The sequence below is a fragment of the Winogradskyella vidalii genome, from assembly GCF_013403955.1.
GTDB classification, from domain to species: Bacteria; Bacteroidota; Bacteroidia; order Flavobacteriales; family Flavobacteriaceae; genus Winogradskyella; species Winogradskyella vidalii.
This window is the reverse complement of sequence record NZ_JABFDG010000002.1, coordinates 155,922-180,515: the sequence shown is the minus strand read 5'-3', so window position 1 is coordinate 180,515 and position 24,594 is coordinate 155,922. Positions and strand designations below refer to the sequence as shown.

Here is a 24,594-nt window from a genome sequence, read left to right as displayed (position 1 = left end):
AATAATGTATTGTATGTTATTATCTTAAAATTTTATTCGGAAAAACAACAACGCTTTCGTGGCCGTCTTCTGCTACTGCAGCAACACCAAAGAAGAAATTATCAATGACAATTCCCTCTAAAGTAAATTCTGTAATATCCTCTACATAGCGGCTGTAATCCCAAGTTGGAGAAGTCGTATCTCTCCAATAAATTTTATAGCCTTTAGCACCGTCTACTTGGTTCCATTTAAGTTTAGCAGAGGCTTCAACAATACCGCCAATACTGACTTCGGTTGGTGATGTTGGAGCAGAAGCGAGACTAGCTAGGGTAATCGCATTCACTGCGGTTAGCTTTTTGCAATAGGGGAAGTTGACATGTTCAAAAGTATCCCCATAGTTAATTCCATTTTCGGTACGGATATCTTGGTGCTGTTGGGTGTAATTTTCATGTGCTTCCATAATTCGGAGTCCAGGAAAACCTGCATCATTAAATGGACGATGATGACCGCCACGTCCAAAACGATCTAGTCTGTAAACAAGCATCGGGTTCATATCGGGCATGTAGGTTTTTGTGGTTTTATAGACATAACGTGCTAACTGTCGCGAAGTTCCATCGACTTCACCACCATAAAAACGTCGTGCTCTAGCTTGTTTGGCTAATGCTTCAGGATTTGTTTCTGCCGTAGTAATAGGTTCAGAAAAAATACGAAAGGTTCTATTGTCAATAATGCCATCAACACCCGAAATATTTCCAATCATATCATTATTTAAAACTCCAATTATATCCCAGTTCTTATCTTTAGCGTAGTTGGCCAAGCCTTGTCCGCCGAACAAGCCTTGCTCTTCGCCTGAAAGTCCAACATAAATAATACTGTTTTCAAATTTATATTGCGATAGTACTCTTGCAGCTTCTAAAGCACCTGCCATACCCGTAGCATTATCATTGGCACCAGGAGCATCTGAGGTAAAATCATTAGGGTCAGTGACTCTAGAGTCTATATCACCACTCATTATAATATAACGGTTAGGGTGTGTTGTGCCACGTTGTATGGCCACCACATTAACGACGTTAACATCTTTAACAATACGAGCATTACGGCCTTTTTCTATAAAATTATTTTGAAAGAAAACCTCTAAGCAATCGTTACAATCTTTTGAGATAGCATCGAATTCCGATTTTATCCAACGGCGTGCAGCGCCAATTCCTCTTGTTTTAGAAATGGTATCACTAAGCGTATGTCGCGTGCCAAAATCGGCTAGAGTTTTTACGTCATTTTTAAGCCGTTCTTCGGAAACCGCATCAATAATATCATAAATTTTAAGATCCGTTTGAGCATTTAGATTAAAGCCTAATGCTAAGGTTACTAGTAATAAGGCTTTATTCATCTAAAGTTAATTTTTCAAGAAGTTCTCTTACTTTTTCAGAATTTTTTATTTGATATTTAGCTTTCGTCTTTACATAGCCTACTTTTATAGTATCTGCATATTCTGGTGCGGCTTCAAACATATATTCATCGGTCCAATCGTCGCCCATAATAAGAATAAAATCGTAATCTTCTTTTCTTAATAACTGACTAGTCGCTCGACCTTTATTAACATTACTACTTTTTATTTCAATAACTTTATTGCCTTGTAAAACAGACAGTTCATTATTGGTCACCATACTGGTTAAAACGGTGTTAAGTTCTGTGGTTCTAATTTGGGCAAGTTCAGGATCTGCTGTTCTATAATGCCAAGCTAAAGAGTATTCTTTTTCTTCAATAAAGGTGCCCGGTGTACGATCTACAAAAGTTTCGAGGATAGGTTTTATACTCGACATCCAATCCGTTTTAAGAATTTCTAAAGGCGTCCATTTTTTATGTTTACGCATCCAAACACCATGATCGGTGATAAGATCGTAGTCTTTTTTGCCATACCATTCTTCAAAAGTGGCCTTATCTCTTCCACTAATTAGGCATAATCTAGTGTCTTTTTGGTTTTCGAATTGATCTAAAAGTGCAAAAAGTTTTGCATCTGGCTTAGCATCTTGTGGATTGTCTTTAAACCCGACCAAAGTGCCATCATAATCTAATAATACTAATCGTTTTTTTGCAGTCTTGAAATTTTTAACAATACGTTCTTCTTCTGTATCATTTATTTTTTTTGATACAAAAACGTCTTGCAATTCATTGGTGCTTTCTAAAGTTTTAAAGAATTCTTCGGCCCATTTTTCTACGTCATAACGCTTTAAGCGTTTTTGTAAAAATTTCATTCGGCTTTTCTGTTCTTCTAAAGGCATCGTTAGTGCTTTGTTCAATGCTGTTGCAAAATCTTCAAAACTATTAGGATTAATGAGGATTGCTTCGTTCATTTCTTTTGCAGCACCTGCCATTTCACTCAATATAAGTACGCCATCTTGTTTTGTACGTGTAGCGGCATATTCTTTAGCGACTAAATTCATACCATCTCTTACTGGCGTTATTAAAGCCACATCAGAGGAGGTGTATAAGTCAATAAGATTTTCAAAAGGTAATGATCGGTAGAAATACCAAACAGGTGTCCAACTAACCGTAGAAAACTCACCATTAATTCGTCCGACCAGCTCATCGGTTTCACGTTTTAATTTTTGATATTGTGGCACATTAGAACGCGATGGAACCGCCAACATAACCAATCTTACTTTTTCTTTATACTGAGGGTAGGTGTTTAAAAATTGTTCAAATGCCTTGAGTCGGTTAGGAATTCCTTTAGTATAATCTAAACGGTCTATAGTAAGGATAAATTTTTGATCAGTACCTTCATTAAGGTGCGTGTCTAAGCGTTTTTGTAATTCTGATTTTGGTGAGTCAGGATTATCATGAGCTACAGCAGCACTGTGAAACTTATCATAATCTATTCCCATAGGGAAAGAATCTACTTTTACAGTTCTATCGTGATAGGTAATCTCGTTAAAATTGACATCGAGACGTAAAATACGTTTTACAGAACTTAAGAAATGACGCTCATAATCATAAGTATGGAAACCAATTAAATCTGATCCTAACATACCAATTAAAAGTTCTTTTCGCCAAGGAAAAGTTCTAAAGATTTCATAAGATGGAAATGGAATATGAAGAAAGAAACCAATTGTAACATCTGGTCTAACTTCTTTTATAAGTTGTGGTAAAAGTAATAATTGATAATCGTGAACCCAAACCGTGTCACCTTCTTCAATAGTGTCTAATACGACCTTCGCAAATTTTTCATTAACACGCTTATAAGCTTCCCATTGGTGTTTTTCAAATTCGGTATATTCTAGAAAATAATGAAATAAAGGCCATAATGTTCTATTGCTAAAACCGAGGTAGAAATCATTAACATCATCTTCTGTAAGTCCTACAGCTCTACATTTAGCATTTTTAATTTTTTCATTGACTTTAGGTTTTAGCTCGTCGTCTAAATCTTCATCTGTAATACCAGACCAACCAATCCAGATGCCATTTCCGTCGGCGTGAACAGACTTCATTCCTGTTGCAAGCCCTCCAACACTAGGAGTTACGTTGAGTTTGTCTTCTTCTATTGAAATTTGAAGTGGTAATCGGTTTGAAACTATTATTGTTTTATTCATGATAATATTTTGGATGGTTTTCAAGATTTTCGTTAATTTAAAAAAAATTGAATTTTTATCCTCATTTTAAACCAAAAAATTAATGAATAATTTAGATTATGGAATTATAGGAAATTGTAGAAGTGCCGCTTTGGTGTCTAAAAATGCATCAATTGATTGGTGTTGTTTACCCAAATTTGATTCTGCATCTGTATTTGCGAAGTTGTTAGATGATACTATTGGTGGGAGCTTTGGTTTTGAAGTCGAAGAGGGTTACACAACCGATCAGTTTTATCAAGAAAATACAGCTATATTAATCACACGCTTTAGTAAAGGCAATGATGTTTTTGAAGTTGTTGATTTTATGCCAAGGTATTATAAGACTAATGGCACGTATCATTCACCTCCAGAATTTATTAGATATCTTAAATATGTTTCAGGACAACCAGAATTAAAAGTCGCATACAATCCTAAATTAGAATATGCTAAAGGTGTTACATCGACCTATGTAAAGGACGACTTTATAGTGAGTCTAAATAATGAGGATACTTATGATACCTTATTTTTATATACAGATTTAGATAAAGAGACCGTTATTAATGGCAATAATATTGTTTTAGGCGGTGATCATTTTTTCTTGGTGGGTTATAATGAAAAATTATTTGTTCCTAATTTAAAATATGCAAGTTTAGAATACGAGCGTACCAAAGTATATTGGTTAAACTGGCTAGAACGTACACCAACATATAAGAAATTTAATGAACAAATTTCACGTAGCGCCATGACTTTAAAGTTGTTGAGTTATGATAAAACAGGTGCGGTTTTAGCTGCAGCAACCACTTCTTTACCTGAAACTATTGGCGAAGTTAGAAATTGGGATTATCGTTTCTGTTGGATTAGAGATGCCTCTATGGTGATTAAAGTGATGTCGCAGTTAGGACATAAGAACATTGCTAGACGTTATCTAAATTTTATCATTGACTTAATGCCCGATAAGGATGAGAAGTTGCAGATTATGTATGGTATTAGTGGCGAAAAAAAATTAACCGAAGAATCTTTAGATCATTTATCGGGTTACAAAAATTCGAGCCCGGTTAGAGTAGGTAATGCGGCGTACATGCAAAAGCAAAATGATATTTATGGCATTTTAATGGATGTAATTCATCAATTACTCGTAAACTTTAGTAATGATATCGACAATGGCGAAGAGCTTTGGACGATGACCAAAGGTATTGTTTGGGTTGTGAGTAAACACTGGAGAGAGCCAGACAAAGGTATTTGGGAATTTAGAGAAGGCGATCAGCATTTTACATTTTCTAAAGTGTTATGTTGGACTGCTGTAGATAAGGCTTTAAAGGTGTCTAAACTTTTAGGTAAAACATCTAAATTACCAAAATGGGAAGCTTTAGAAAAAGAAATACGTCAGGATATAATGGAAAATGCTTGGAATGAAAAAGCACAAGCCTTTACCCAAGCTTATAATTCTGAAGATTTAGATGCTTCTGTTTTATTGATGGAATCATACGGTTTTATAGATGCTAAACATCCAAAATTTGTAAGTACTGTAAAAGCTATTGAGCGCGATTTATGTTATGAAGGTCTTTTATACCGTTATAAAACTAAAGATGATTTTGGATTGCCATCCTCTTCATTTACCATTTGTACATTCTGGTTTATTAACAGCTTATACAAAATAGGGGAAGAGCAAAAAGCAACGAAGCAGTTTGAAAAGTTATTATCTTACAGTAACCATTTAGGTTTATTTAGTGAAGATATAGATTTTAAAACGAAACGTTTGTTAGGTAACTTTCCACAAGCATATTCGCATTTAGCACTGATTGAAACGGCCATAAATTTATCTAACGTTACTACAGCCGAAGAAAATGTAAAAAAGAGTATAAGTACGAAAAAGTAGTTAGTCTTTTAAAAGAAGGGTTCCGAAGATATTAGCATCAATCCAACCTCGGTTTTTGTCTTCACCTTCAACAGGAATAGAACCAATAAAATGTTCACGTTCTAGGCTTTTGTCATTGTCACAGTAGGCAATGGCAAAGCCTATTTTTTTGTTTGCTGTTAAATTTACAGGAGTGTTAGATCCTTTATCGTCAAAAGAATCATCATATAAATTCATTTTTACTTCCCAAAGGGTTGTGTTTCCTGTGGTTTTATTTTTAGATTCTATATGTGAATTGTAAAGCTTTCCTATTTTTTCTGTAGACATATCTACCACTTTACCATCTAATGCAATATGATAAGCAAAGGCATTGTGGTTATATTGGTGTTCGCCACCGCTGTTGTCTTCATCTACAAAAATTTCTAAGCAATCATCATCCCACCATTTTACTAAGGGGTCTTCAATTTTATCGATTAGTGTGTCATCCTTTATTTCGGCTAAAACATAAAGTGCTTCGTTAGTCCAACTTAATTTAAAACGTCCAGAAAAATCAGTTTCTGAAAGCGAATCACCCAACCAAACTTGGTCGATGTTGTACCATTTACTTTTTACCCATGCAGAATCATTAGCCACAGCGTCAATAATAATAGTGTCTTTAGCTTTATAAACCTCTCGTAATTGCTTTTCTGTTTTAGAAGTTGCTATTTTTTGAGATGCTTGTGTTGTTTCTTTATTGGTATCTGTTTTCGCTGTTTTTGTTTCATTTTTACAATTAAAGACAAGTGTTAAAATAAGTAGGAGGACAGTGGCTTTTTTCATGGGTTACTTTTTGTAATTAAATTTTACGGTTTCTACAGTGCCATCTTCATTTTTAATGTCGACGTAGATATTCATTTCATGAGTTGATATTTTTTCAAAGGTCATACCCTCAAAAACAACTTTATTTTCTGTGATTTTAATTAAAGGAAAGTCGATGGTTTCGTCTTTTGTTTCCCACCCTTTTAAATCGGGACCAAAATGTTTTAGTTGGAGTATAAGGGAGTTTTCAACTTCTCGGATGACTTCAATTTCATAGAACGTCACTTTTCCATCGTTAATGAGTTTAAAAGTCGCCATCATAGAACCACCTGAAGGTTCACTCCAAATTTCCTCAGTAATACCACCAAAAGCTTCACCATGCCATGTTCCAGAAATCCATTTAATGTTTTCTAATTTTGGTTCTAAGGCTTTTTCAGTTTGTGCCTGAATAGAAGAAAGTGCTAATAAGAATACAATTACATATTTCATGATTTGTGGTTCAAGATTAGTGTTTAAATTATTTCTAAAGATATATTTTTTATGTTGAATTAGGATAATTAATTTTTATTACTACATTTGTAGTATCAAAACTATAATTGTGGATATAAAACAACTTAATAAATCAGAGCTTCAAATTATGAAGTATTTATGGGGACTTGAAAAAGGGTTTATGAAAGATATTGTTGAGAAATTTCCTGAACCAAGGCCAGCATACACCACAATTTCAACCCTGTTAAAACGAATGGTTGATAAGGAATATATAGGATTTGAACGTTTAGGTAGAGACAAGGCCTATTTTCCTATTCTTAAAAAGAACGATTATTTTACTAAACAAGTGAATGGTATGATTCAACATTTTTTTAATGATTCTAAAGCACAATTTGCTTCGTTTTTTACAAAAAATGCAGATTTGTCTATGCAAGAGCTAGAAGAACTTCAAGCATTATTGAAGCAGAAAATGGAACAAAAGAAAGCTAATGATTAATTATTTTATATATACCGTCATTAGCTTAGGCTGTTCTTATGTTGTTTATTTCTTGTTACTTAGAAAGCAAAAAACATTTCAATTTAATCGGTTTTTCCTAATTGGTTCTATCCTTTTGTGTTTAGTAGCACCATTTATAGAAATAGAATTATTTAATGCCGTGCCTAGTATTACTGAAATTCCTTTAGAGAAAATTACAGAGTCGACTTTTGAAACTCCACATACCGAAGACATTACTTTTGATGAGGTTACACCAGTATATCAATCATCCATAGATCCTGTTTTCATTATTTATTTGATGGTTTCTGGGTTTTTTATGTTTCGATTTTTAAAGAATTTATTGAAGATTTATAAGTTGACAAGACACGATTATAAACGTGTTGAAAGGTTGAAATTAATTAAGGTTACCGATTCGGATATGGTGTCTAGTTTTTTTAATTATATGTTTATTCCTAAAAATCATGTTTTGTCTAACGATGATTATTTAAGTGTTTTAGCACATGAAACTGTACATAGTGAAGAATATCACACTTTAGATATTATACTTTTAGAATTGTTAAAGTGCATATTTTGGTTCAATCCATTTATGTGGTTTTATAACATGTCTATTTTACAAAATCATGAATATTTAGCCGATGAACAATCCGTTTTATCTGGCATTGCTATCGAAAATTACTCAAATACTATAATAAACTTAGGGCAAAAGGAATACCGCGTTCCTCTAACTAGCGGATTTAATTTCATTAAAATCAAAAAACGAATTATTATGTTACATCAATCAAAAGGCTCAGTATTTAAGAGGTCTTTAAAACTGACATCAGTTATTTTACTTTTTGCAGGCATCTTTGTGCTTAGTTCTTACAAAGATTTAAATAAACCACTTTTGGTGGTTATAGACGCAGGTCATGGAGGACATGACTCAGGTATGTCAGTAAATAATATAAATGAAAAGGATATTGTTTTGAATATTTCAAATGTACTACAATCACTTAGTGATGAGAAAGTTCGTTTTATAACAACTCGAAGCAATGATACGTTTTCATCTTTAGATGATAGAATTGCTTTTATCAATAAGAAAAAACCAGATCTTGTATTGAGTTTACATTGTAATGCACATTCTGATTTAGAACGATCAGGTGTTGAAGCTTATTATTACAATAGTGAGAGTTTAGAAAGAAATAATAAATCGATGATTTATAGCTCTGTATTAGTTTCTAATTTGGTAAATCAAGCTTTTGATAATGCAAAAATAAAATCAGGTAATTTTAAATTGTTAAAAGGAATAAATAGTCCTGCTGTAATGTTAGAAATAGGTTTTTTAACTAACGAATTAGACAGAATAAAGCTCACCGATGTTAGTGAACAGAAAGAGATAGCTCAAGTTATATATAACGGTATTATAGATGTAAGTACTATTAAATTTTATAACTAATTATAAATAAAAAAGCCAATGCAACCTCAATCATGGAAGGGTAGCATTGGCTTTTTAAACTTAACTTAATCTAACCTAAAAACAGTATTTCTTTTCTGCTTTTACTTTTTCTGCGATCTCTATACGTAAATCTACAATATCTGGATAGTTTGCATATTTAGTAAAACGCTTAAGTCCCATTAACATCATACGTTGCTCGTCTCCTTCAGCAAAAGAGATAATACTTTCTTTACCTTTTTCTTCAACGATATCTACCGCGTGATATAAATATAATTTTGCCATAGCGATTTGTGTTGATTGAGATTCTTCTCCAAAACGCTTCGCATTTTTCTCTGTTCTTAAAATTGCCGATTCTGCCATATAGATTTCAATTAAGATATCTGCAGCTGCAATTAATAATTGTTGGTGCTCTTCTAATTGAGGTCCGAATTTTTGAACCGCGCCACCAGCAACCATCAAGAATGCTTTTTTAAGCTTTTTAATCATTTCTTTTTCTTCAGAAAACAACTCTGAATAATCTGGTGTATCAAACGAAGGAATACCCATCAATTCTTCTTGTACTTTAGAAGCAGGACCTAATAAATCAACATGACCTTTCATGGCTTTTTTTACGAGCATACCCACACATAACATACGGTTGATTTCGTTAGTGCCTTCATAAATACGTGCAATTCTTGCATCTCTCCAAGCGGCTTCCATTGGGGTTTCTTCAGAGAAGCCCATACCACCAAAAATCTGAATCCCTTCATCTGCAGAAGCTTGGACGTCTTCTGATACGGCGACTTTTAAAATAGAACATTCTATGGCATATTCTTCAACACCTTTTAATTCTGCTTCTTGATGTGTATTTCCTGAAGCTTCACGCATAGCGATTCTGTCTTCAATATTTTTTGAAGCTCTGTAAGTTGCTGATTCGCCAGCATAAGCATTGGTTGCCATTTCAGCCAATTTGGTTTTAATAGCACCAAAATCTGCAATTGGTGTTTTAAATTGTTTACGCTCATTAGCGTAAGTTACAGCGGTAGTTAAAATTCGTCGTTGTGAATCTAAACAAGCTGCAGCCAATTTAATACGTCCAATATTAAGGGCGTTCATAGCGATTTTAAAACCTTCACCACGACCCGCTAACATATTTTCTGCTGGTACAACAGTGTCGTTAAAAAAGACTTGACGTGTAGAAGACGCGCGAATACCTAATTTGTGTTCCTCTTCACCAAGAGTAATACCGTTAGGATTGTCTTTATCATATTCAACAATGAATCCTGTAATATTTTTATCGTCTTCAATACGCGCAAAAACAATCATCAAACGACAGAAACCTGCATTTGAAATCCACATTTTTTGACCATTTATTTTGTACGATTTACCATCTGCAGAAAGCTCAGCAGTTGTTTTTCCTGAATTTGCATCTGATCCTGCTTCAGGCTCTGTTAAACAGTAAGCACCGAACCATTCACCTGTTGCTAATTTAGGGACGTATTTTTGTTTTTGTTCTTCAGTTCCGTATAGCGTAATTGGCATAGTACCAATTCCGGTATGTGCACCAAAAGCCGTACTAAACGAGCCTGTACCAGAAGAGATGTAATCACAGGTTAATACTGTAGAAACAAATCCCATGCCTAATCCGTCATAAGCCTCAGGAACCGCGACGCCTAAAAAGCCCATTTCACCAGCTTTACGCATCACTTCTTCAGTTAATGCATAATCTTTAGCTTCAAATCGTGCTTTATGTGCAATAATTTCACGGTCGTTGAATTCCATTACGGATTCTTTCATCATTTTTTGCTCTTCTGAAAAATCTTCAGGTGTAAAAATGTCTTGGCAATCGGTTTCCTTTACTAGGAATTGTCCGCCTCTTAGTATGTCTTTTTCTGTTGTTTCCATATTTTTTTAGATTCTAGACAGCTAGATACTAGATTCTAGACTGTTATTCGTTATTTGTAATAGTGTTTTTTAAGTCTAGATTCTAGACTCTATTCGTCTGTGTTCTAATTTAAAAATTCAAATACCCCACAAGCCCCTTGGCCTGTACCAACACACATCGTTACAGCGCCATATTTACCTTTCATGTCGCGTTTACGCATCTCATCAAAAAGTTGTACGGATAGTTTTGCTCCAGTACATCCTAATGGGTGGCCAAGCGCAATAGCGCCACCATTGACGTTTATGATATCTGGGTTGAGGTTTAATTCTCTGATTACTGCTAAAGATTGCGAAGCAAATGCTTCGTTTAATTCAATTAAGCTTAAATCATCTTGCTTTAAGCCGGCTTGTTTTAAGGCTTTCGGAATGGCTTTTACAGGACCGATTCCCATAATACGAGGTTCAACACCTGCAGCGGCATAGTTGACCATTCTTGCAATAGGTTCTAGACCAAGCTCTTTAACCATGTCTTCACTCATTACCATTACAAAAGCAGCACCATCACTCATTTGAGATGAGTTACCAGCTGTAACACTACCGCCTGCAGCAAATACGGCTCTAAGTTTTGCTAAAGCTTCTTTGTTTGTTCCTTTTCGAGGCCCTTCATCTTTAGTTACAGTGTATGATTTTGTCGCTTTTTTTCCGTTAGCATCAACATAAGTTTGTTCGACTTCAATAGGTACAATTTGGTCTTGAAAACGGTCTTCGGCTTGTGCTCTCAAAGCTTTCATATGCGAATTATAGGCAAACTCATCTTGGTCTTCACGAGATACATTGAATTGTTTTGCAACGGCTTCCGCTGTATTTCCCATGCCCCAATAATAATCTTCATGCCCAGATTTTACGATATCGTAATTTAACTCGGGTTTAAAACCTGTCATTGGTACGGCACTCATGCTTTCTGCTCCACCAGCAATAATACAATCGGCCATTCCGGCTTGTATTTTTGCAGTTGCCATACCAATGGTTTCGACTCCAGAAGAGCAAAAACGATTTACGGTCACTCCAGGAACATCTACAATATCTAATCCCATTAAGGAAATTAGACGTGCCATGTTTAAACCTTGAGAGCCTTCTGGCATGGCGTTACCCACAATGACATCATCGATGCGTTTTGGGTCTAAATTAGGCAGTTCCTTCATCATATGCTTGATGGTTTCTGCGGCTAATTCATCGGTTCTTTTAAATCGGAACACACCTTTTGGTGCTTTACCAACTGCGGTTCTGTATGCTTTTACTATATATGCTGTTTTCATTTTTTTTATGCTTTTGGCTATTAGCTCTTGGCCTTTAGCGTTTGTGTTTACTACGATTTGCCAATAGCTAATGGCTAATGACGAATTGCTTAGTAATTTTAATTACGTAACGGTTTTCCTGTTTTCAACATATGCTGAATTCTTTCTAAAGTTTTACGTTCAGTACATAATGATAAGAAGGCTTCACGTTCTAAATCTAATAAGTATTGCTCCGTTACTTTTGTTGGTTCCGATAAATCACCACCAGCCATTACATAGGCTAATTTGTTAGCGATTTTCATATCGTGTTCAGAAATGTAGTTAGAGTCTTCCATGGAGTCTGTTCCCACGAGAAACATTCCTAAGGCTTGCTTACCAAGAACTAAAACATCATCTCGTTTAACAGGTTTTGTATATCCCATATCTGCCATAAGCTTAGCATGCTGTTTAGCAACGGCTATCTGACGGTCTTTATTAACTACAACGACATCTTTTCCTTTTTGAAGCACACCTAAATCGAAAGCTTCATAAGCGGAGGTAGATACTTTTGCCATTCCGATAGTTAAGAAATATTCTTGAAGTGTGTTTAACTGTACATCGCCTTTTTTGAAGGTATCTGATGCTCTTAAAGCCATTTCTTTAGAACCACCACCACCAGGAATAACACCAACTCCAAACTCTACAAGTCCCATGTAAGTTTCTGCAGCAGCAACCACTTTATCAGCGTGTAACGATAATTCACAACCACCACCTAGAGCCATGCCATGAGGCGCAGAAATTGTTGGAATTGATGAATAGCGCATGCGCATCATAGTGTCTTGGAAATATTTAATAGCCATATTAAGCTCGTCGTACTCTTGTTCTGCAGCCATCATAAAAATCATGCCGATGTTAGCACCTACGGAGAAGTTTGCGGCTTGATTTCCTACCACTAATCCTGCATAATCTTTTTCGGCTATATCGATCGCTTTATTTAATCCGGCAAGAACGTCGCCTCCAATAGTGTTCATTTTAGATTGGAACTCACAGTTAAGAATACCATCACCTAAATCTTCAACGACAACACCAGAGTTTTTAAATACTTCATTTGTTTTTCTGATGTTATCTAATATGATAAATGCATCTTGACCAGGGATTTTTTCCTGAGATTTTTTAGGAATATCATAAGCATAACTAGCGCCATCTTTTACGGTATAAAAAGAATCACTTCCAGAAGCTAACATTTCGTTAACCCAAGCGTTAGGTTCAACACCTTCAGCTTTCATCATTTCTATTCCTTTTTCAACGCCTATAGCATCCCAAATTTGGAATGGTCCATGTTCCCAACCAAAACCAGCTTTCATAGCATCATCGATTTTGTATAAATCGTCTGTAATTTCTGGAATACGGTTTGAAACGTATGCAAATAGCGCAGCGAAACTCTTTCTGTAAAATTCACCCGCTTTATCTTTTCCTTTAACTAATACTTTGAAACGGTCTACAACTTTATCAATGGTTTTTGTAAGTTCCAATGTGGCAAATTTTGCTCGTTTCTTTTCACGGTACTCTAAGGTATTAAGGTCTAATGATAAGATTTCTGTTTTGCCTTTATCATTTTTAGTTTTCTTATAGAACCCTTGACCTGTTTTGCTGCCTAACCACTTGTTTTCCATCATGGTATTGATGAAGTCTGGTAATTCAAACAACTCTAAGCGTTCATCATTTGGGCAATTTTCTCTAATACCGTTAGCTACGTGAACTAAGGTGTCTAAACCAACAACGTCAACTGTTCTAAAGGTTGCCGATTTTGGACGACCAATAACAGGCCCTGATAATTTATCGACTTCTTCAATGGTTAAATCTAAATCTTTAACGGTATGAAATAAACTTTGAATACTAAATATACCTATTCTATTTCCAATAAAAGCAGGTGTATCTTTAGCTATAACAGATGTTTTACCTAAGAATTTTTCGCCATAATCATTTAAGAAATCCAATACGGCTTGGTCTGTTTTTGGACCAGGTATAATTTCGAATAATTTTAAATATCGTGCAGGGTTAAAAAAGTGGGTTCCACAGAAGTGTTTTTGGAAATCTTCACTTCGGCCCTCACTCATAAACTTAATTGGAATCCCAGAGGTGTTAGACGTAATTAAAGTTCCTGGGGTTCTGTATTTTTCAAGATTTTCAAAAACCTGTTGTTTAATGTCTAGGCGTTCTACAACGACTTCCATAATCCAATCGACGTCTTTTACTTTAGCGATATCATCTTCAAGATTTCCTGTAGTGATTCGGTTGGCAAATGACGTATGGTAGAGTGGTGCAGGTTTAGATTTAATAGAAGCAGATAAAGCATCGTTAACAATGCGGTTACGAAATACTTTATCTTCTAAGGTTAAACCTTTTGCTTTTTCTTTGTCGTTTAATTCTCTTGGTACAATGTCTAATAATAAAACATCAACTCCAATATTGGCGAAATGGCAAGCGATACCGCTTCCCATAATTCCAGATCCAATAATTGCTATTTTGTTAATTCTTCGTTTACTCATCTTATTTTAAAATGTGTTCTTTATTATATATCTGTTTATTTGAAATCATGTTATTTATGATTTCTGCAACCTTATAAAAATGATTTAACTCTTCTGTAGAGACATTATTTTTTATCGTTTCATTAAACGTTAACACTTTCTCTTTAGAATAGTCTCTTTTTTGTTTGCCAAAATCCGTAAGAAAAATAAGGACGCCACGACCATCTTCGGGATTGGGCCTTCGTTCAATTAGACCTTTATCTTGCATTGTCTTTAGGGTTCTAGAAAGGCTTGTTGCTTCCATACCCATTTTTGGACCTAGAGAAGTTGAGGGGGTTCCTTTTTCAGGATCTATACTTAATAGTGCAAATCCGGTTGCCATAGTTGTATCAAACTGAGAAGCTTCCTCATTATACATTTTATTGACGGCTAACCATGTGGTTCTTAGGACGTAATCTATTGTTTTGTCTTTCATTATAGGTTTTGAAAATCAAATATAATAAAAAATACTATGCGTGCATAATAAATTAAGAAAATATTTTGATAATACTTCAATAATCACATCTAAATATTTTGATAAGTATTTTTTTAGGGTGCTATTTTTGCGATAATGATATTATTTTGCTGATGAGTCTAAATTATAATATTGTATTATAATCAATGCAATTACTAAAGTATTACTTGGATAAAATAGATGAATAGCGACTGATAATAATTATCATTATGTATCTAGTAAGAGTTAATGGTTGACTAAATACAAGGGATTAATATCTGAAGATTATTCTTAGAAATAAAAAATCTTACGTGTCAAAAGTCTTACAATGGGTTTGTAGAACAGCTTACTGTTGTTAGACATAAAAAAACCGAATAGACTTTTTAAGTTTATTCGGTTTTTGACACTTCTTAGCTATAGAAGTGTTATGCTGTAGATTAAAGCTTAGGAACGATAAATTTTATCGTAAAGGTCTTGATAAATACCTTTAATTATAACACGCTTCATTTTTAAAGTCGGTGTCAGTTGTCCTCCTTCAATAGACCATACGTCTGGCGTAAGTTCAAAACGCTTAATTTGTTCCCATTTGCCAAAATGTCTATTGTATTTGTCTATTTCTTTTTGAATACGGTTTATTACAATCTCTGAATTAATGATTTCAGTGTTTGTTTTTCCAACCCCGTTTTGTTTGTAATCAATCCAATCACGTATAAAGTCGAAATTAGGCTGAATTAGAGCTGCTGGCATCTTTTCACCTTCACCAACAACCATAATTTGTTCGATAAAGTGAGATTGTTTCATGTCGTTCTCTAAAAGTGGTGGTATAATATATTTTCCTCCAGAGGTCTTAAACATTTCTTTTTTACGTCCGGTGATTTTTAAAAAACCATCAGCATCCACAACACCTTTGTCTCCTGTATGGAAATACCCATCAGTCATTACTTCTGCCGTTTTAGTGGGATCCTTATAATACCCTAACATTACATTAGGTCCTTTAATTAAGATTTCCCCGTCTTCTGCAATTTTAACATCAACATTATCGATCGGTTTTCCAACTGTACCCACTCTGTACATCCCATCTTTATACAATCCAACGGCTACTACAGGCGACGTTTCTGTTAAGCCGTAGCCTTCCATGACTTGCATTTTTGCCGCCCCAAAAACTCTAGCTAATCTTGGTTGAAGTGCAGCACTCCCCGAAACCATTGTCCCTAATTCACCTCCAAGCGCTTCTCGCCATTTATTAAAAATAATTTTATTGGCAATTTTTAATTGAAACTCGTACCACCAACCATTGGCACCATAAGGTTCCCAACGTTCGCCTAATTTTACGGCCCAGAAGAATAAACCTTTTTTTATTCCTGAAAGCTCTTCACCTTTAAACATAATTTTGTCGAAAACTTTTTCTAGTAATCGAGGCACAACACTCATTAGGTGTGGCTTAATTTCTTTGGCATTATCTCCAATTTTATCAATAGCTTCAGCAAAATAAATAGAATTACCAGCGTATTGATAGACATAAATTAAAAGACGTTCAAAAATATGGCATATAGGTAGGAAACTCAGCACACGATTATCACCACCTACAAGAGGAACTCTGGGAGAACTATCTAAGGCATTACTTGTTATATTCCAATGAGAAAGCATCACGCCTTTAGGTCTACCCGTAGTACCAGAAGTATAGATAATAGTTGCTAAATCATCGGGTTTTACAGCATCTTTATGAGCTTCGACCTCATTTTGATTACTTTCATCTTTCCCTAATTCAAATAATTCTGAATAATGTTTACAGCCTTCAATATGGTCAAAAGAGTAGACGTCTTTAAGGCTTGTTTTATCTTGAATTTGTCGAACTTTTTCTAATACTTCAGCATCTGAAACAAAACAATAAATGGATTCACTATGGTTTAAAACATATTCGTAATCTTCAGCAGAAATAGTCGGATATATAGGTATGTTTTGTGCTCCAAGTTGCAGTACGCCAATGTCCATGATGTTCCATTCCGTTCGATTTGTCGAAGATATAACGGCTATTTTATCATTGTTTTTAATTCCCAAGCGTAATAAAGCTCTACTTATTGCATTAGATTTATCTACGTACTCTTGGGTGGATATTGCTTTCCATTCGCCATTGTATTTGGTAACTAAAGCTTTAGGGTTTGGTTTGTGCTTTAATTGGTAATATGGAAAATCGAAAAGTCGAGTTACTTCTGTCATAATTATCTACACTTAGTTTATAAGGGATTATACGAAAGTATAAAAATATTACATATAAATTTAAGAATGATGGTAAGAAATAATTAAGAATTATTGATTTATATCTCAATATTGTCTGTCTGATTTGCGAAATACACAATAAATTTTAGTTTTTTTTTACATAAACTAATTAATTACTTTATATGAAGTAATAAAAAATTTCCATATATTTGGTTAACCAATCTGGTTTACCAATTATTTTCTAACAATTTTAATTATTTAACTATGACAACAAATTATGATTTTAAAACTAAAAGCTTAATGATTTTTAGTGTTTTACTACTCTTTTCGGTTAGTCTGTTTGCGCAAACGACGTATAATATTGACGACCCTGAGGATTTAGATGATTTAAATGAAGTCCTTCAAGCTGGAGACACCGTAATTTTAGAAGATGGCGTTTACGATTCTGAGGATAGAATTAAATTTTCTCCTACAACAGGAACCGCTGATATGCCTATAACATTTAGAGCTGAAACTCCTGGAGGTGTTCGGTTTACAGCGGGTTTAAAAATGAGTGTTGGTGGAGATCATGTTATTATCGATGGTTTTCATTGGGATGGTGGCTATGGCCCAAGCACACTGATTGAATTTAGAGATGGAACGGATTATGCAAATCATAGTACAATTCAAAACTGTGCCATTGATGGCCTAACAGTTGGTCCAGATGATTTTGAAGAAGGAACAAGTCAAAAACACAATTGGATTATATTATACGGAACTTATAATACGGTTATAAACTGTTCTTTTATGAATAAAACTAATGCTGGGAATATGATTTTAGTTGAACTTCGTTACAATGCTTCGCCATACGATAGTGAAGAAAATACGAGTTGTGAAATCGTAGGCCATACAATTAGCAATAATTATTTCTACAAATACGAAAAAATTGATTCTGAATTAACAAACTCTGGTGATAGTGAAACTATACGTATCGGTACAAGTTCTTTTCAAAATGTTGATAGTAATGTAATGGTTAGTAATAATTATTTTGTTGAAGCGGATGGAGAAAATGAAATTATTACAAACAAGAGCAAAAGCAATTCGTATATCAATAATACTTTTAGAAGAAGTAGAGGTTCTTTAGTATTGCGCCACGGTTCTCATGCTACAGTTGAAGGTAATTATTTTTTAGGCGAAAATGTAGATGGTACCGGAGGCATCCGAATTGTGGATAGCGAACACAGTATTACAAACAATTATATTCAAGACTGTGTAACGGTTGTTGATCAATCTATTTGGAATAATGGGATTACATTTTTAGGCGGTAGTTCTAATCATGATGTGTCTTGTAACGACTCAAATACATCTAACGGGTATCAAAAAGTTGAAAATATAACCGTTGCTAATAATACGATTATTAATACCAATGCACCTTTGTTTTATAATGCTGATAAAGGAACAACAGATCCTACGGGAACCGTTTTGAATAACTTAATCTATTTTGAAGCAGGAAATGAAAATATTACCGACGTTATCACTGGTGATGAAGATGATTCTTACAGCGATTTAGGGACTACATTAGAATACTCAGGAAACGTATATACAGGTACAGTTTTAGGAGAAGCAAATGCAGGTTTTACTGAAGAGGCTGGAATTGTAGCAACTGCAATGGGAGAAATTTTTACATTCTCAGGTACTGGGTCTGAAGGTAAAGGTGCTGATATGGGCGTATATTTACCAACAACTGATGCGATGGTTGGTTATGGTATAGGAGCTTGTTTTTTAGATCACCTAGGTAATTCGATATTAGATGGCGATTGTACCATTGAAATACCAGAATCTTTAACGGTTAGTAGTTTACAAGAGTTAGCTTCTGATGCTGCTAGTTATGAAGTGTCTGTTAACGCTAATGTAAGTTGGACTGCTGTTTCAGATGATGAATGGATTTCTATAGATGTTACTTCGGCTACGGGAGATGCAGAAGTTTCAATTACAGTTACTGAAAATTTAAGTACAAGTGCAAGAACAGGGTCTGTAACCTTTACACAAGATCCAGGAGGCGATGACATTGTTAGAGTTTTAAATATAACGCAAGATGGTGTAGATTTAGTTAATTTATACGACCTCATTAACACAGGTTTAGATGATGACCCTGTTACAATTTATTCTTTCTCTCAAGAACAGGTAGATTTAGATGCGGATCCTCCAAAAACTAATTATGCATCTAATACCTTAGATAAAGATATTGATACGCAATGGACAGCTTCTGATGGCGATATTGTATCAGGTGATTATAAAGGTGATGGTGAGTATGTAATTTACGACTTGAATAGCGAATATGAACTTGATTTAATTCAAATTGGTACCGATGATAAATCGGATGCTTATGGCGTTCAATTTTACGTTTCTACAACAGGTACAAATCCTGAAGATTTCACATTGATTTTACCAACAACAGGAGATTTACTATTTACCACAACAACCGGAACTCGAGAAGGTTTTGATCAATATCAGGTGGCAACCAGTGCACGTTATATAAAACTAATGAGTTATGGTAGATTTAATGCCGCTGGTGATAGTAGAACGAGTACTTGGTCTAATATTACCGAAGTAGAGTTTTTTGGTAATCAGGCCTTATCAGTAGGTGAGTCAGATTTACAAGATCAAATTTCACTTTATCCAAATCCTGTTAAGGAGAATTTAAATATTAAAGTGTACAACGATACTCAAATTGAAGCTTACAAGTTATATAGTATTGATGGTAGATTAGTTATGCAAGGTAACGTAGAAACTGTAAACGCAATAATTAATATTGATCTATCAAATGTTGTAAATGGTACTTATATCTTAAAGTTATCTAGTGAAGATGGCAGAAACATTTCAAAACGAATAATTATTTCTGAATAATTAAAATAAATAGATTTTAAAAAAGAAATAGGCTTCTCAAATTGAGAAGCCTATTCTTTTTATATTAATTTAGATACAACTAAAACGGTCAAATAATATAATAGATCTAAAGATTTAGCTTAACTATTTTTTAGAATTAAGACGTTCTAACTCCTCCAAAAAATTATTTTTATGCTTCTCCCATCGTTTTCCTTTCGCGATATCGGAAAGTAAATTAGTATTATCATCAGAGTAATTTAAACAAAAAAAGTCACCATTAGGATGGATAATAATAGTATGAAAGCGACCTTTATAATCTCTAAATAATTCGTTTACTACGCCAAAATGATCTTTATACCAATTAGCCTTTTTATAGGTTAATGGATGGCCATTATTATGCTTAAAGAAATGATAAACCTCAGACTTATTTTTTTTTACTCAACTTTTTAGTACATGCTATTTGATGTTTAACATAGTCTTCATGACTAGTAGCATGAGTATGAGATGTTCTGTCTTCATTATAAACAATACCAGATTCTTTTGGGAATTCACTTATCTTTTTTAAAGTGTCTTGATAATGAATGACCATAATTTTGGTTGTATCAATTTTATTTCTATTTGAAAAAAGTAGAAAGAGTTGGTTCTTCTTTAATTCATCAAGTTCTCCAAATAGATATGATTGTCGAAGTCTATATAAAACAAGTGTGTCATTTTCGTACTTTACACTAGAAAATAATTTACTTTTTAATTTAGTATTATGAGCTTTCTTCGAAATGTTAAAATATTCAACATCAGAATAAATTGTGTCTTTAGCATATTCTAAGTAGTATTTTGGATACTTTACTTGAGAAGTTGCAAAAAAACAAAAGAAACCTATAACTAAACTAAAATTAAATTTCATTTTCAATCCATTTTCGTGCATTTACAAAGGCTTCTAACCAAGGCGATACGTCATCTTTTCTGTCTTGTGGATAATTCGCCCAATTCCATTGAAATATAGAACGTTCAATATGTGGCATCGTTGCTAAATGGCGTCCGGTTTTGTCAGAAAGCATTGCGGTGTTATAATCAGAGCCATTAGGGTTAGCAGGATATTCTGCATAACCATATGTAGCAACAATATTATAGTTGTCTTCTGCATATGGAAGCTTAAATTTGCCTTCACCATGAGAAATCCAAACTCCTAGAGTAGTTCCTTCTAAAGTAGAAAGCATAACTGAATTATTCTTTTTAATATTAACTGACGTGAAACCACTTTCATGCTTTTTAGAGTCGTTATAAGTTAGTTTTCCATGCGTTTCATGCTCTGGGTTTACTAAATCTAATTCCATCCAAAGTTGCGCACCATTACAGATTCCTACAGAAAGTGTGTCTTCACGCTCAAAGAAATCTTTAATAACTTTGTTAGCTTTGTCATTATATTTTATGGCGCCAGCCCAACCTTTCGCAGATCCTAAAACATCAGAATTACTAAAGCCACCAACAGCACCTAAAAATTGAATATCTTCTAAGGTTTCTCTTCCGGAAATTAAATCGGTCATATGCACATCCTTAACATCAAATCCGGCTAAATACATGGCATTTGCCATTTCGCGTTCAGAGTTTGAACCTTTTTCTCTAAGAATCGCCGCTTTTGGTCTAGTATTAGGTGTACCAACACTATCTTTTAATTGGCCTGTAAAATGGGAAGGAAATTTAAATTTTAAAGCTTGATTTTTATAGTTATCAAAGCGATCTTTTGCTAACCCATTTGCTGTTTGCTTTTGGTCGAGTAAGAACGAGGTTTTAAACCACATATCTCGTAATCTCGAAACCGTCATAGTATATACCTGATCGTTATTGATAAGGCTTAAAACATCACTCTCGGTTACTTTACCTAGTTTGTGAAATTCAATATTAGCTTTAGATAATTCAGCTTCAATGGCATCATCAACTGATTGAAAAACAAGACCTGCATTTTCAGCAAATAAAACTTTAAATGAATCTTTTTCATTTAAACCAGTAATATCTAATTCTGCACCTAAATTAGTGTCGGCAAAACACAATTCTAATAAAGTGGTAATTAATCCACCAGAAGCGACATCATGGCCAGCAACAATTTGTTGGTCTTTTATTAAACCTTGTATGGTATTGAATACGGTTTTAACGTAAGCTGCACTTTTAATATTAGGCGTGGTATTTCCTATTTTATTATTGATTTGTGCAAATGAGCTACCACCTAATTCATAAGAATCTTGTGATAGGTTGATATAATATATAGACCCTTTTCCTTTTTGAAAAACAGGCTCAACCACTTTAGTGATGTCATCACAATTGGCCGCAGCAGAGATAATAACAGTTCCAGGAGAAATGACATCACCATCAGGGTATTTTTGCTTCATGGAAAGTGAATCCTTCCCTGTTGGTACGTTGATACCTAAGTCAATTGAAAATTCTGAAATTGCTTTTACAGCTTCGTATAAACGGGCATCTTCGCCTTCATTTTTACAAGGCCACATCCAGTTAGCTGATAATGATACACTTTGTAAGCCGTCTTTTAATGGGGCCCAAATGATATTGGTTAACGCTTCTGCTATAGAATTACGACTTCCAGCTTCTGGATTAATTAAGCCTGAAATAGGCGAGTGCCCAATACTTGTTGCAATACCTTCTTTTCCTTTAAAATCGAGTGCCATTACACCTACGTTATTCAGTGGGATTTGTAATGGACCAACACATTGTTGTTTCGCTACTTTTCCGCCTACACAACGGTCTACTTTATTTGTTAACCAATCTTTTGAGGCTACAGCTTCAAGTTGTAAAACCTGATCTAAATACTCGTAAAAATTAGTGGTGTCATAGGATATACCGTTGTAGTTTTTTTCAACAGTATTATCAGTCATTATGGTTTTAGGAGAACTACCAAACATGTCTTCTAAAGCTAAATCCATAGGTTTTTCGCCTGTAGTTTTAGATTCAAAGGTAAAGCGGTGTTTTCCTGTAACTTCTCCGACATCATAAATAGGAGAGCGTTCTCTATCTGCTATTTTATGTAAAGTATCTAAGTGTTTATCACCAATAACTAATCCCATGCGTTCTTGAGATTCGTTACCTATAATTTCTTTTGAAGACAAGGTTGGGTCACCAACAGGTAGCTTGTCTAAATCAATGTTTCCACCAGTATCTTCCACCAGCTCTGATAAACAATTTAAATGTCCACCAGCACCATGATCGTGAATTGAAACAATATAGTTTTCATCACTTTCTACCATACCTCTTACGGCATTAGCAGCGCGTTTTTGCATTTCAGGATTAGAACGTTGTACAGCATTTAACTCAATACCAGAAGCCAAAGCACCAGTATCAGCAGAAGAAACTGCAGCGCCTCCCATACCAATTCTGTAGTTATCACCACCAAGAATCACTATTTTATCACCTTCTTTAGGGATATCTTTTATAGCTTGGTCTGCTTTTCCATAACCAATTCCACCAGCTTGCATAATCACTTTATCATAACCAATTTTACCGTTTTGGTCTTGGTGTTCAAACGTTAGTACGGATCCACAGATTAAAGGTTGTCCAAATTTGTTACCAAAATCGGAAGCGCCATTACTCGCTTTAATTAAAATATCCATTGGTGTTTGGTACAGCCATTTGCGCTCAGGAAATGCTTTTTCCCAAGGACGTTCGTCTTCTAATCGGGAGTACGAGGTCATGTAAACTGCAGTTCCTGCTAACGGTAAAGAGCCTTTGCCACCAGCTAGTCGATCTCTAATTTCGCCACCAGAACCGGTTGCAGCACCATTAAACGGCTCAACCGTAGTAGGGAAGTTATGTGTTTCTGCTTTTAAAGAAATTACAGATTCGTAGTCTTTAGTAGTATAATAATCTGGAATATCAGCACGACTTGGAGCAAACTGCTCCACAACAGGGCCTTTTATAAAAGCCACATTGTCTTTATATGCTGAAACAATATCATTAGGGTTTTGTTTAGATGTTTCTTTGATTAGTTTAAAGAGAGAAGTTTCTTTTTCTTCGCCATCAATAACAAATGTACCGTTGAATATTTTGTGACGACAGTGTTCTGAATTCACTTGTGAAAACCCAAAAACTTCAGAATCGGTTAATGGTCGCCCGATTTTTTTTGCAACACCTTCAAGGTATTCAACCTCTTCGTCACTAAGCGATAAACCTTCTTGCTGATTGTATTCTGAAATGTTTTCAATATTTAAAATCGCTTCAGGTTGAATATCGATAGTGAAAATATCTTGATTCAAACTTTGATATTTTTCAGAAATCATAGGGTCATAATCCTTGAAATCTTCAGTTATTGAAGCAAACTCTTCAATTCTAATAATACCATCGATCCCCATATTTTGGGTGATTTCAACGGCATTAGTACTCCAAGGTGTAATCATAGCAGCTCTTGGTCCAACAAAAAAAGCATCGAGTGATGCTTGGTCAAGTTTTGGTTGGTCGCCAAATAACCATGTCAATTTAGAGATGGTTTCTGTTGATAATTCTTTAGGGGCTTGAACAGCAAAAACTTTACTGTTTTGGTTTCCGAAAAAATGAATCATTTATGTCGTGTGTTTGAGTTGTGTTTAGTAAAATGCAAATTTACGTTTTTTTAAACGTTATTTAACTTATAATATCACATTGAAAATTATGAGTTGTTCACGATGTTTTGAACATAAAAAAAAGCGACTCATGGAGTCGCT

Annotated in this window: 15 protein-coding genes; 4 read left to right on the top strand and 11 right to left on the bottom strand. The window is 34.5% G+C overall.

The features are described 5' to 3' along the window. Nucleotides 1-19: 19 nt before the first annotated feature. Together HM982_RS07625 and HM982_RS07620 are read right to left on the bottom strand one after the other, a co-directional pair. Nucleotides 20-1,366, bottom strand: a complete 1,347-nt coding sequence (locus tag HM982_RS07625; RefSeq protein WP_179352550.1) for a M28 family peptidase — start codon at nucleotides 1,364-1,366, stop codon at nucleotides 20-22. Beyond that, nucleotides 1,359-3,566 (bottom strand): bifunctional alpha,alpha-trehalose-phosphate synthase (UDP-forming)/trehalose-phosphatase, encoded by a 2,208-nt coding sequence (locus HM982_RS07620; RefSeq protein WP_179352549.1) that lies wholly within the window; start codon nucleotides 3,564-3,566, stop codon nucleotides 1,359-1,361. The genes HM982_RS07625 and HM982_RS07620 overlap by 8 nt, the downstream gene beginning before the upstream one ends. Nucleotides 3,567-3,648: 82 nt before the next feature. Between HM982_RS07620 and HM982_RS07615 the strand changes: the two genes are divergently transcribed. Further along, complete coding sequence (locus HM982_RS07615; RefSeq protein WP_179352548.1) at nucleotides 3,649-5,460, top strand: glycoside hydrolase family 15 protein; 1,812 nt, start codon at nucleotides 3,649-3,651, stop codon at nucleotides 5,458-5,460. Here HM982_RS07615 and HM982_RS07610 read toward each other — a convergent pair whose 3' ends face one another. Both HM982_RS07610 and HM982_RS07605 read right to left on the bottom strand, forming a co-directional pair. Continuing rightward, complete coding sequence (locus HM982_RS07610; protein ID WP_179352547.1) at nucleotides 5,461-6,258, bottom strand: sugar-binding protein; 798 nt, start codon at nucleotides 6,256-6,258, stop codon at nucleotides 5,461-5,463. It abuts the gene before it with no gap. A gap of 3 nt (nucleotides 6,259-6,261) precedes the next feature. Then, nucleotides 6,262-6,726: a DUF6265 family protein gene (locus tag HM982_RS07605; protein WP_179352546.1), complete on the bottom strand. Its 465-nt coding sequence runs from the start codon at nucleotides 6,724-6,726 to the stop codon at nucleotides 6,262-6,264. Nucleotides 6,727-6,835: 109 nt separating this feature from the next. Here HM982_RS07605 and HM982_RS07600 point away from each other — a divergent pair, with 109 nt between their 5' ends. Together HM982_RS07600 and HM982_RS07595 are read left to right on the top strand one after the other, a co-directional pair. Continuing rightward, nucleotides 6,836-7,222, top strand: coding sequence for a BlaI/MecI/CopY family transcriptional regulator (locus tag HM982_RS07600; protein ID WP_179352545.1), 387 nt, complete (start codon nucleotides 6,836-6,838; stop codon nucleotides 7,220-7,222). Beyond that, a complete protein-coding gene (locus tag HM982_RS07595; RefSeq protein ID WP_179352544.1) occupies nucleotides 7,215-8,654 on the top strand; it encodes a M56/M15 family metallopeptidase in 1,440 nt (479 codons plus the stop codon). The genes HM982_RS07600 and HM982_RS07595 overlap by 8 nt, the downstream gene beginning before the upstream one ends. A 75-nt stretch (nucleotides 8,655-8,729) precedes the next feature. On the opposite strand, the gene HM982_RS07590 is transcribed toward HM982_RS07595, so the two are convergent. The 5 genes from HM982_RS07590 to HM982_RS07570 all read right to left on the bottom strand — a co-directional run bounded on the left by HM982_RS07590 (nucleotide 8,730) and on the right by HM982_RS07570 (nucleotide 17,029). Beyond that, a complete protein-coding gene (locus tag HM982_RS07590; protein WP_179352543.1) occupies nucleotides 8,730-10,538 on the bottom strand; it encodes an acyl-CoA dehydrogenase family protein in 1,809 nt (602 codons plus the stop codon). A 104-nt stretch (nucleotides 10,539-10,642) separates the two neighbouring features. Continuing rightward, on the bottom strand, nucleotides 10,643-11,833 hold the full coding sequence (locus tag HM982_RS07585; protein ID WP_179352542.1) for an acetyl-CoA C-acyltransferase: 1,191 nt from the start codon (nucleotides 11,831-11,833) through the stop codon (nucleotides 10,643-10,645). A gap of 98 nt (nucleotides 11,834-11,931) precedes the next feature. Continuing rightward, complete coding sequence (locus HM982_RS07580) at nucleotides 11,932-14,340, bottom strand: 3-hydroxyacyl-CoA dehydrogenase/enoyl-CoA hydratase family protein (RefSeq protein ID WP_179352541.1); 2,409 nt, start codon at nucleotides 14,338-14,340, stop codon at nucleotides 11,932-11,934. Nucleotide 14,341: 1 nt separating this feature from the next. Continuing rightward, nucleotides 14,342-14,794, bottom strand: a complete 453-nt coding sequence (locus HM982_RS07575) for a MarR family winged helix-turn-helix transcriptional regulator (RefSeq protein ID WP_179352540.1) — start codon at nucleotides 14,792-14,794, stop codon at nucleotides 14,342-14,344. 462 nt (nucleotides 14,795-15,256) lie between these two features. Then, entirely contained in the window at nucleotides 15,257-17,029 is a 1,773-nt protein-coding gene (locus HM982_RS07570) for an AMP-dependent synthetase/ligase (RefSeq protein WP_179352539.1), read from the bottom strand. Nucleotides 17,030-17,293: 264 nt separating this feature from the next. On the opposite strand from HM982_RS07570, the gene HM982_RS07565 reads away from it, so the two are divergent. Continuing rightward, nucleotides 17,294-19,915 carry a chondroitinase-B domain-containing protein gene (locus HM982_RS07565; protein ID WP_179352538.1) on the top strand — a complete coding sequence of 874 codons (2,622 nt, stop codon included), beginning with the start codon at nucleotides 17,294-17,296 and terminating at the stop codon, nucleotides 19,913-19,915. Between the two features lie 403 nt (nucleotides 19,916-20,318). On the opposite strand, the gene HM982_RS07560 is transcribed toward HM982_RS07565, so the two are convergent. Together HM982_RS07560 and purL are read right to left on the bottom strand one after the other, a co-directional pair. Continuing rightward, nucleotides 20,319-20,795, bottom strand: a complete 477-nt coding sequence (locus tag HM982_RS07560) for a hypothetical protein (RefSeq protein ID WP_179352537.1) — start codon at nucleotides 20,793-20,795, stop codon at nucleotides 20,319-20,321. Continuing rightward, nucleotides 20,785-24,453 (bottom strand): phosphoribosylformylglycinamidine synthase, encoded by a 3,669-nt coding sequence (gene purL / locus HM982_RS07555; protein ID WP_179352536.1) that lies wholly within the window; start codon nucleotides 24,451-24,453, stop codon nucleotides 20,785-20,787. The genes HM982_RS07560 and purL overlap by 11 nt, the downstream gene beginning before the upstream one ends. Nucleotides 24,454-24,594: the final 141 nt, after the last annotated feature.

What these genes read in the sequence shown, in the direction of transcription:
- HM982_RS07605 (WP_179352546.1), bottom strand. Translation starts at nt 6,726, where the DNA reads ATGAAATATGTAATTGTATTCTTATTAGCACTTTCTTCTATTCAGGCA.
- HM982_RS07575 (WP_179352540.1), bottom strand. Translation starts at nt 14,794, where the DNA reads ATGAAAGACAAAACAATAGATTACGTCCTAAGAACCACATGGTTAGCC.
- HM982_RS07595 (WP_179352544.1), top strand. Translation starts at nt 7,215, where the DNA reads ATGATTAATTATTTTATATATACCGTCATTAGCTTAGGCTGTTCTTAT.
- HM982_RS07625 (WP_179352550.1), bottom strand. Translation starts at nt 1,366, where the DNA reads ATGAATAAAGCCTTATTACTAGTAACCTTAGCATTAGGCTTTAATCTA.
- HM982_RS07610 (WP_179352547.1), bottom strand. Translation starts at nt 6,258, where the DNA reads ATGAAAAAAGCCACTGTCCTCCTACTTATTTTAACACTTGTCTTTAAT.
- HM982_RS07590 (WP_179352543.1), bottom strand. Translation starts at nt 10,538, where the DNA reads ATGGAAACAACAGAAAAAGACATACTAAGAGGCGGACAATTCCTAGTA.
- HM982_RS07560 (WP_179352537.1), bottom strand. Translation starts at nt 20,795, where the DNA reads ATGAAATTTAATTTTAGTTTAGTTATAGGTTTCTTTTGTTTTTTTGCA.
- HM982_RS07615 (WP_179352548.1), top strand. Translation starts at nt 3,649, where the DNA reads ATGAATAATTTAGATTATGGAATTATAGGAAATTGTAGAAGTGCCGCT.
- HM982_RS07565 (WP_179352538.1), top strand. Translation starts at nt 17,294, where the DNA reads ATGACAACAAATTATGATTTTAAAACTAAAAGCTTAATGATTTTTAGT.
- HM982_RS07620 (WP_179352549.1), bottom strand. Translation starts at nt 3,566, where the DNA reads ATGAATAAAACAATAATAGTTTCAAACCGATTACCACTTCAAATTTCA.
- HM982_RS07570 (WP_179352539.1), bottom strand. Translation starts at nt 17,029, where the DNA reads ATGACAGAAGTAACTCGACTTTTCGATTTTCCATATTACCAATTAAAG.
- purL (WP_179352536.1), bottom strand. Translation starts at nt 24,453, where the DNA reads ATGATTCATTTTTTCGGAAACCAAAACAGTAAAGTTTTTGCTGTTCAA.
- HM982_RS07580 (WP_179352541.1), bottom strand. Translation starts at nt 14,340, where the DNA reads ATGAGTAAACGAAGAATTAACAAAATAGCAATTATTGGATCTGGAATT.
- HM982_RS07585 (WP_179352542.1), bottom strand. Translation starts at nt 11,833, where the DNA reads ATGAAAACAGCATATATAGTAAAAGCATACAGAACCGCAGTTGGTAAA.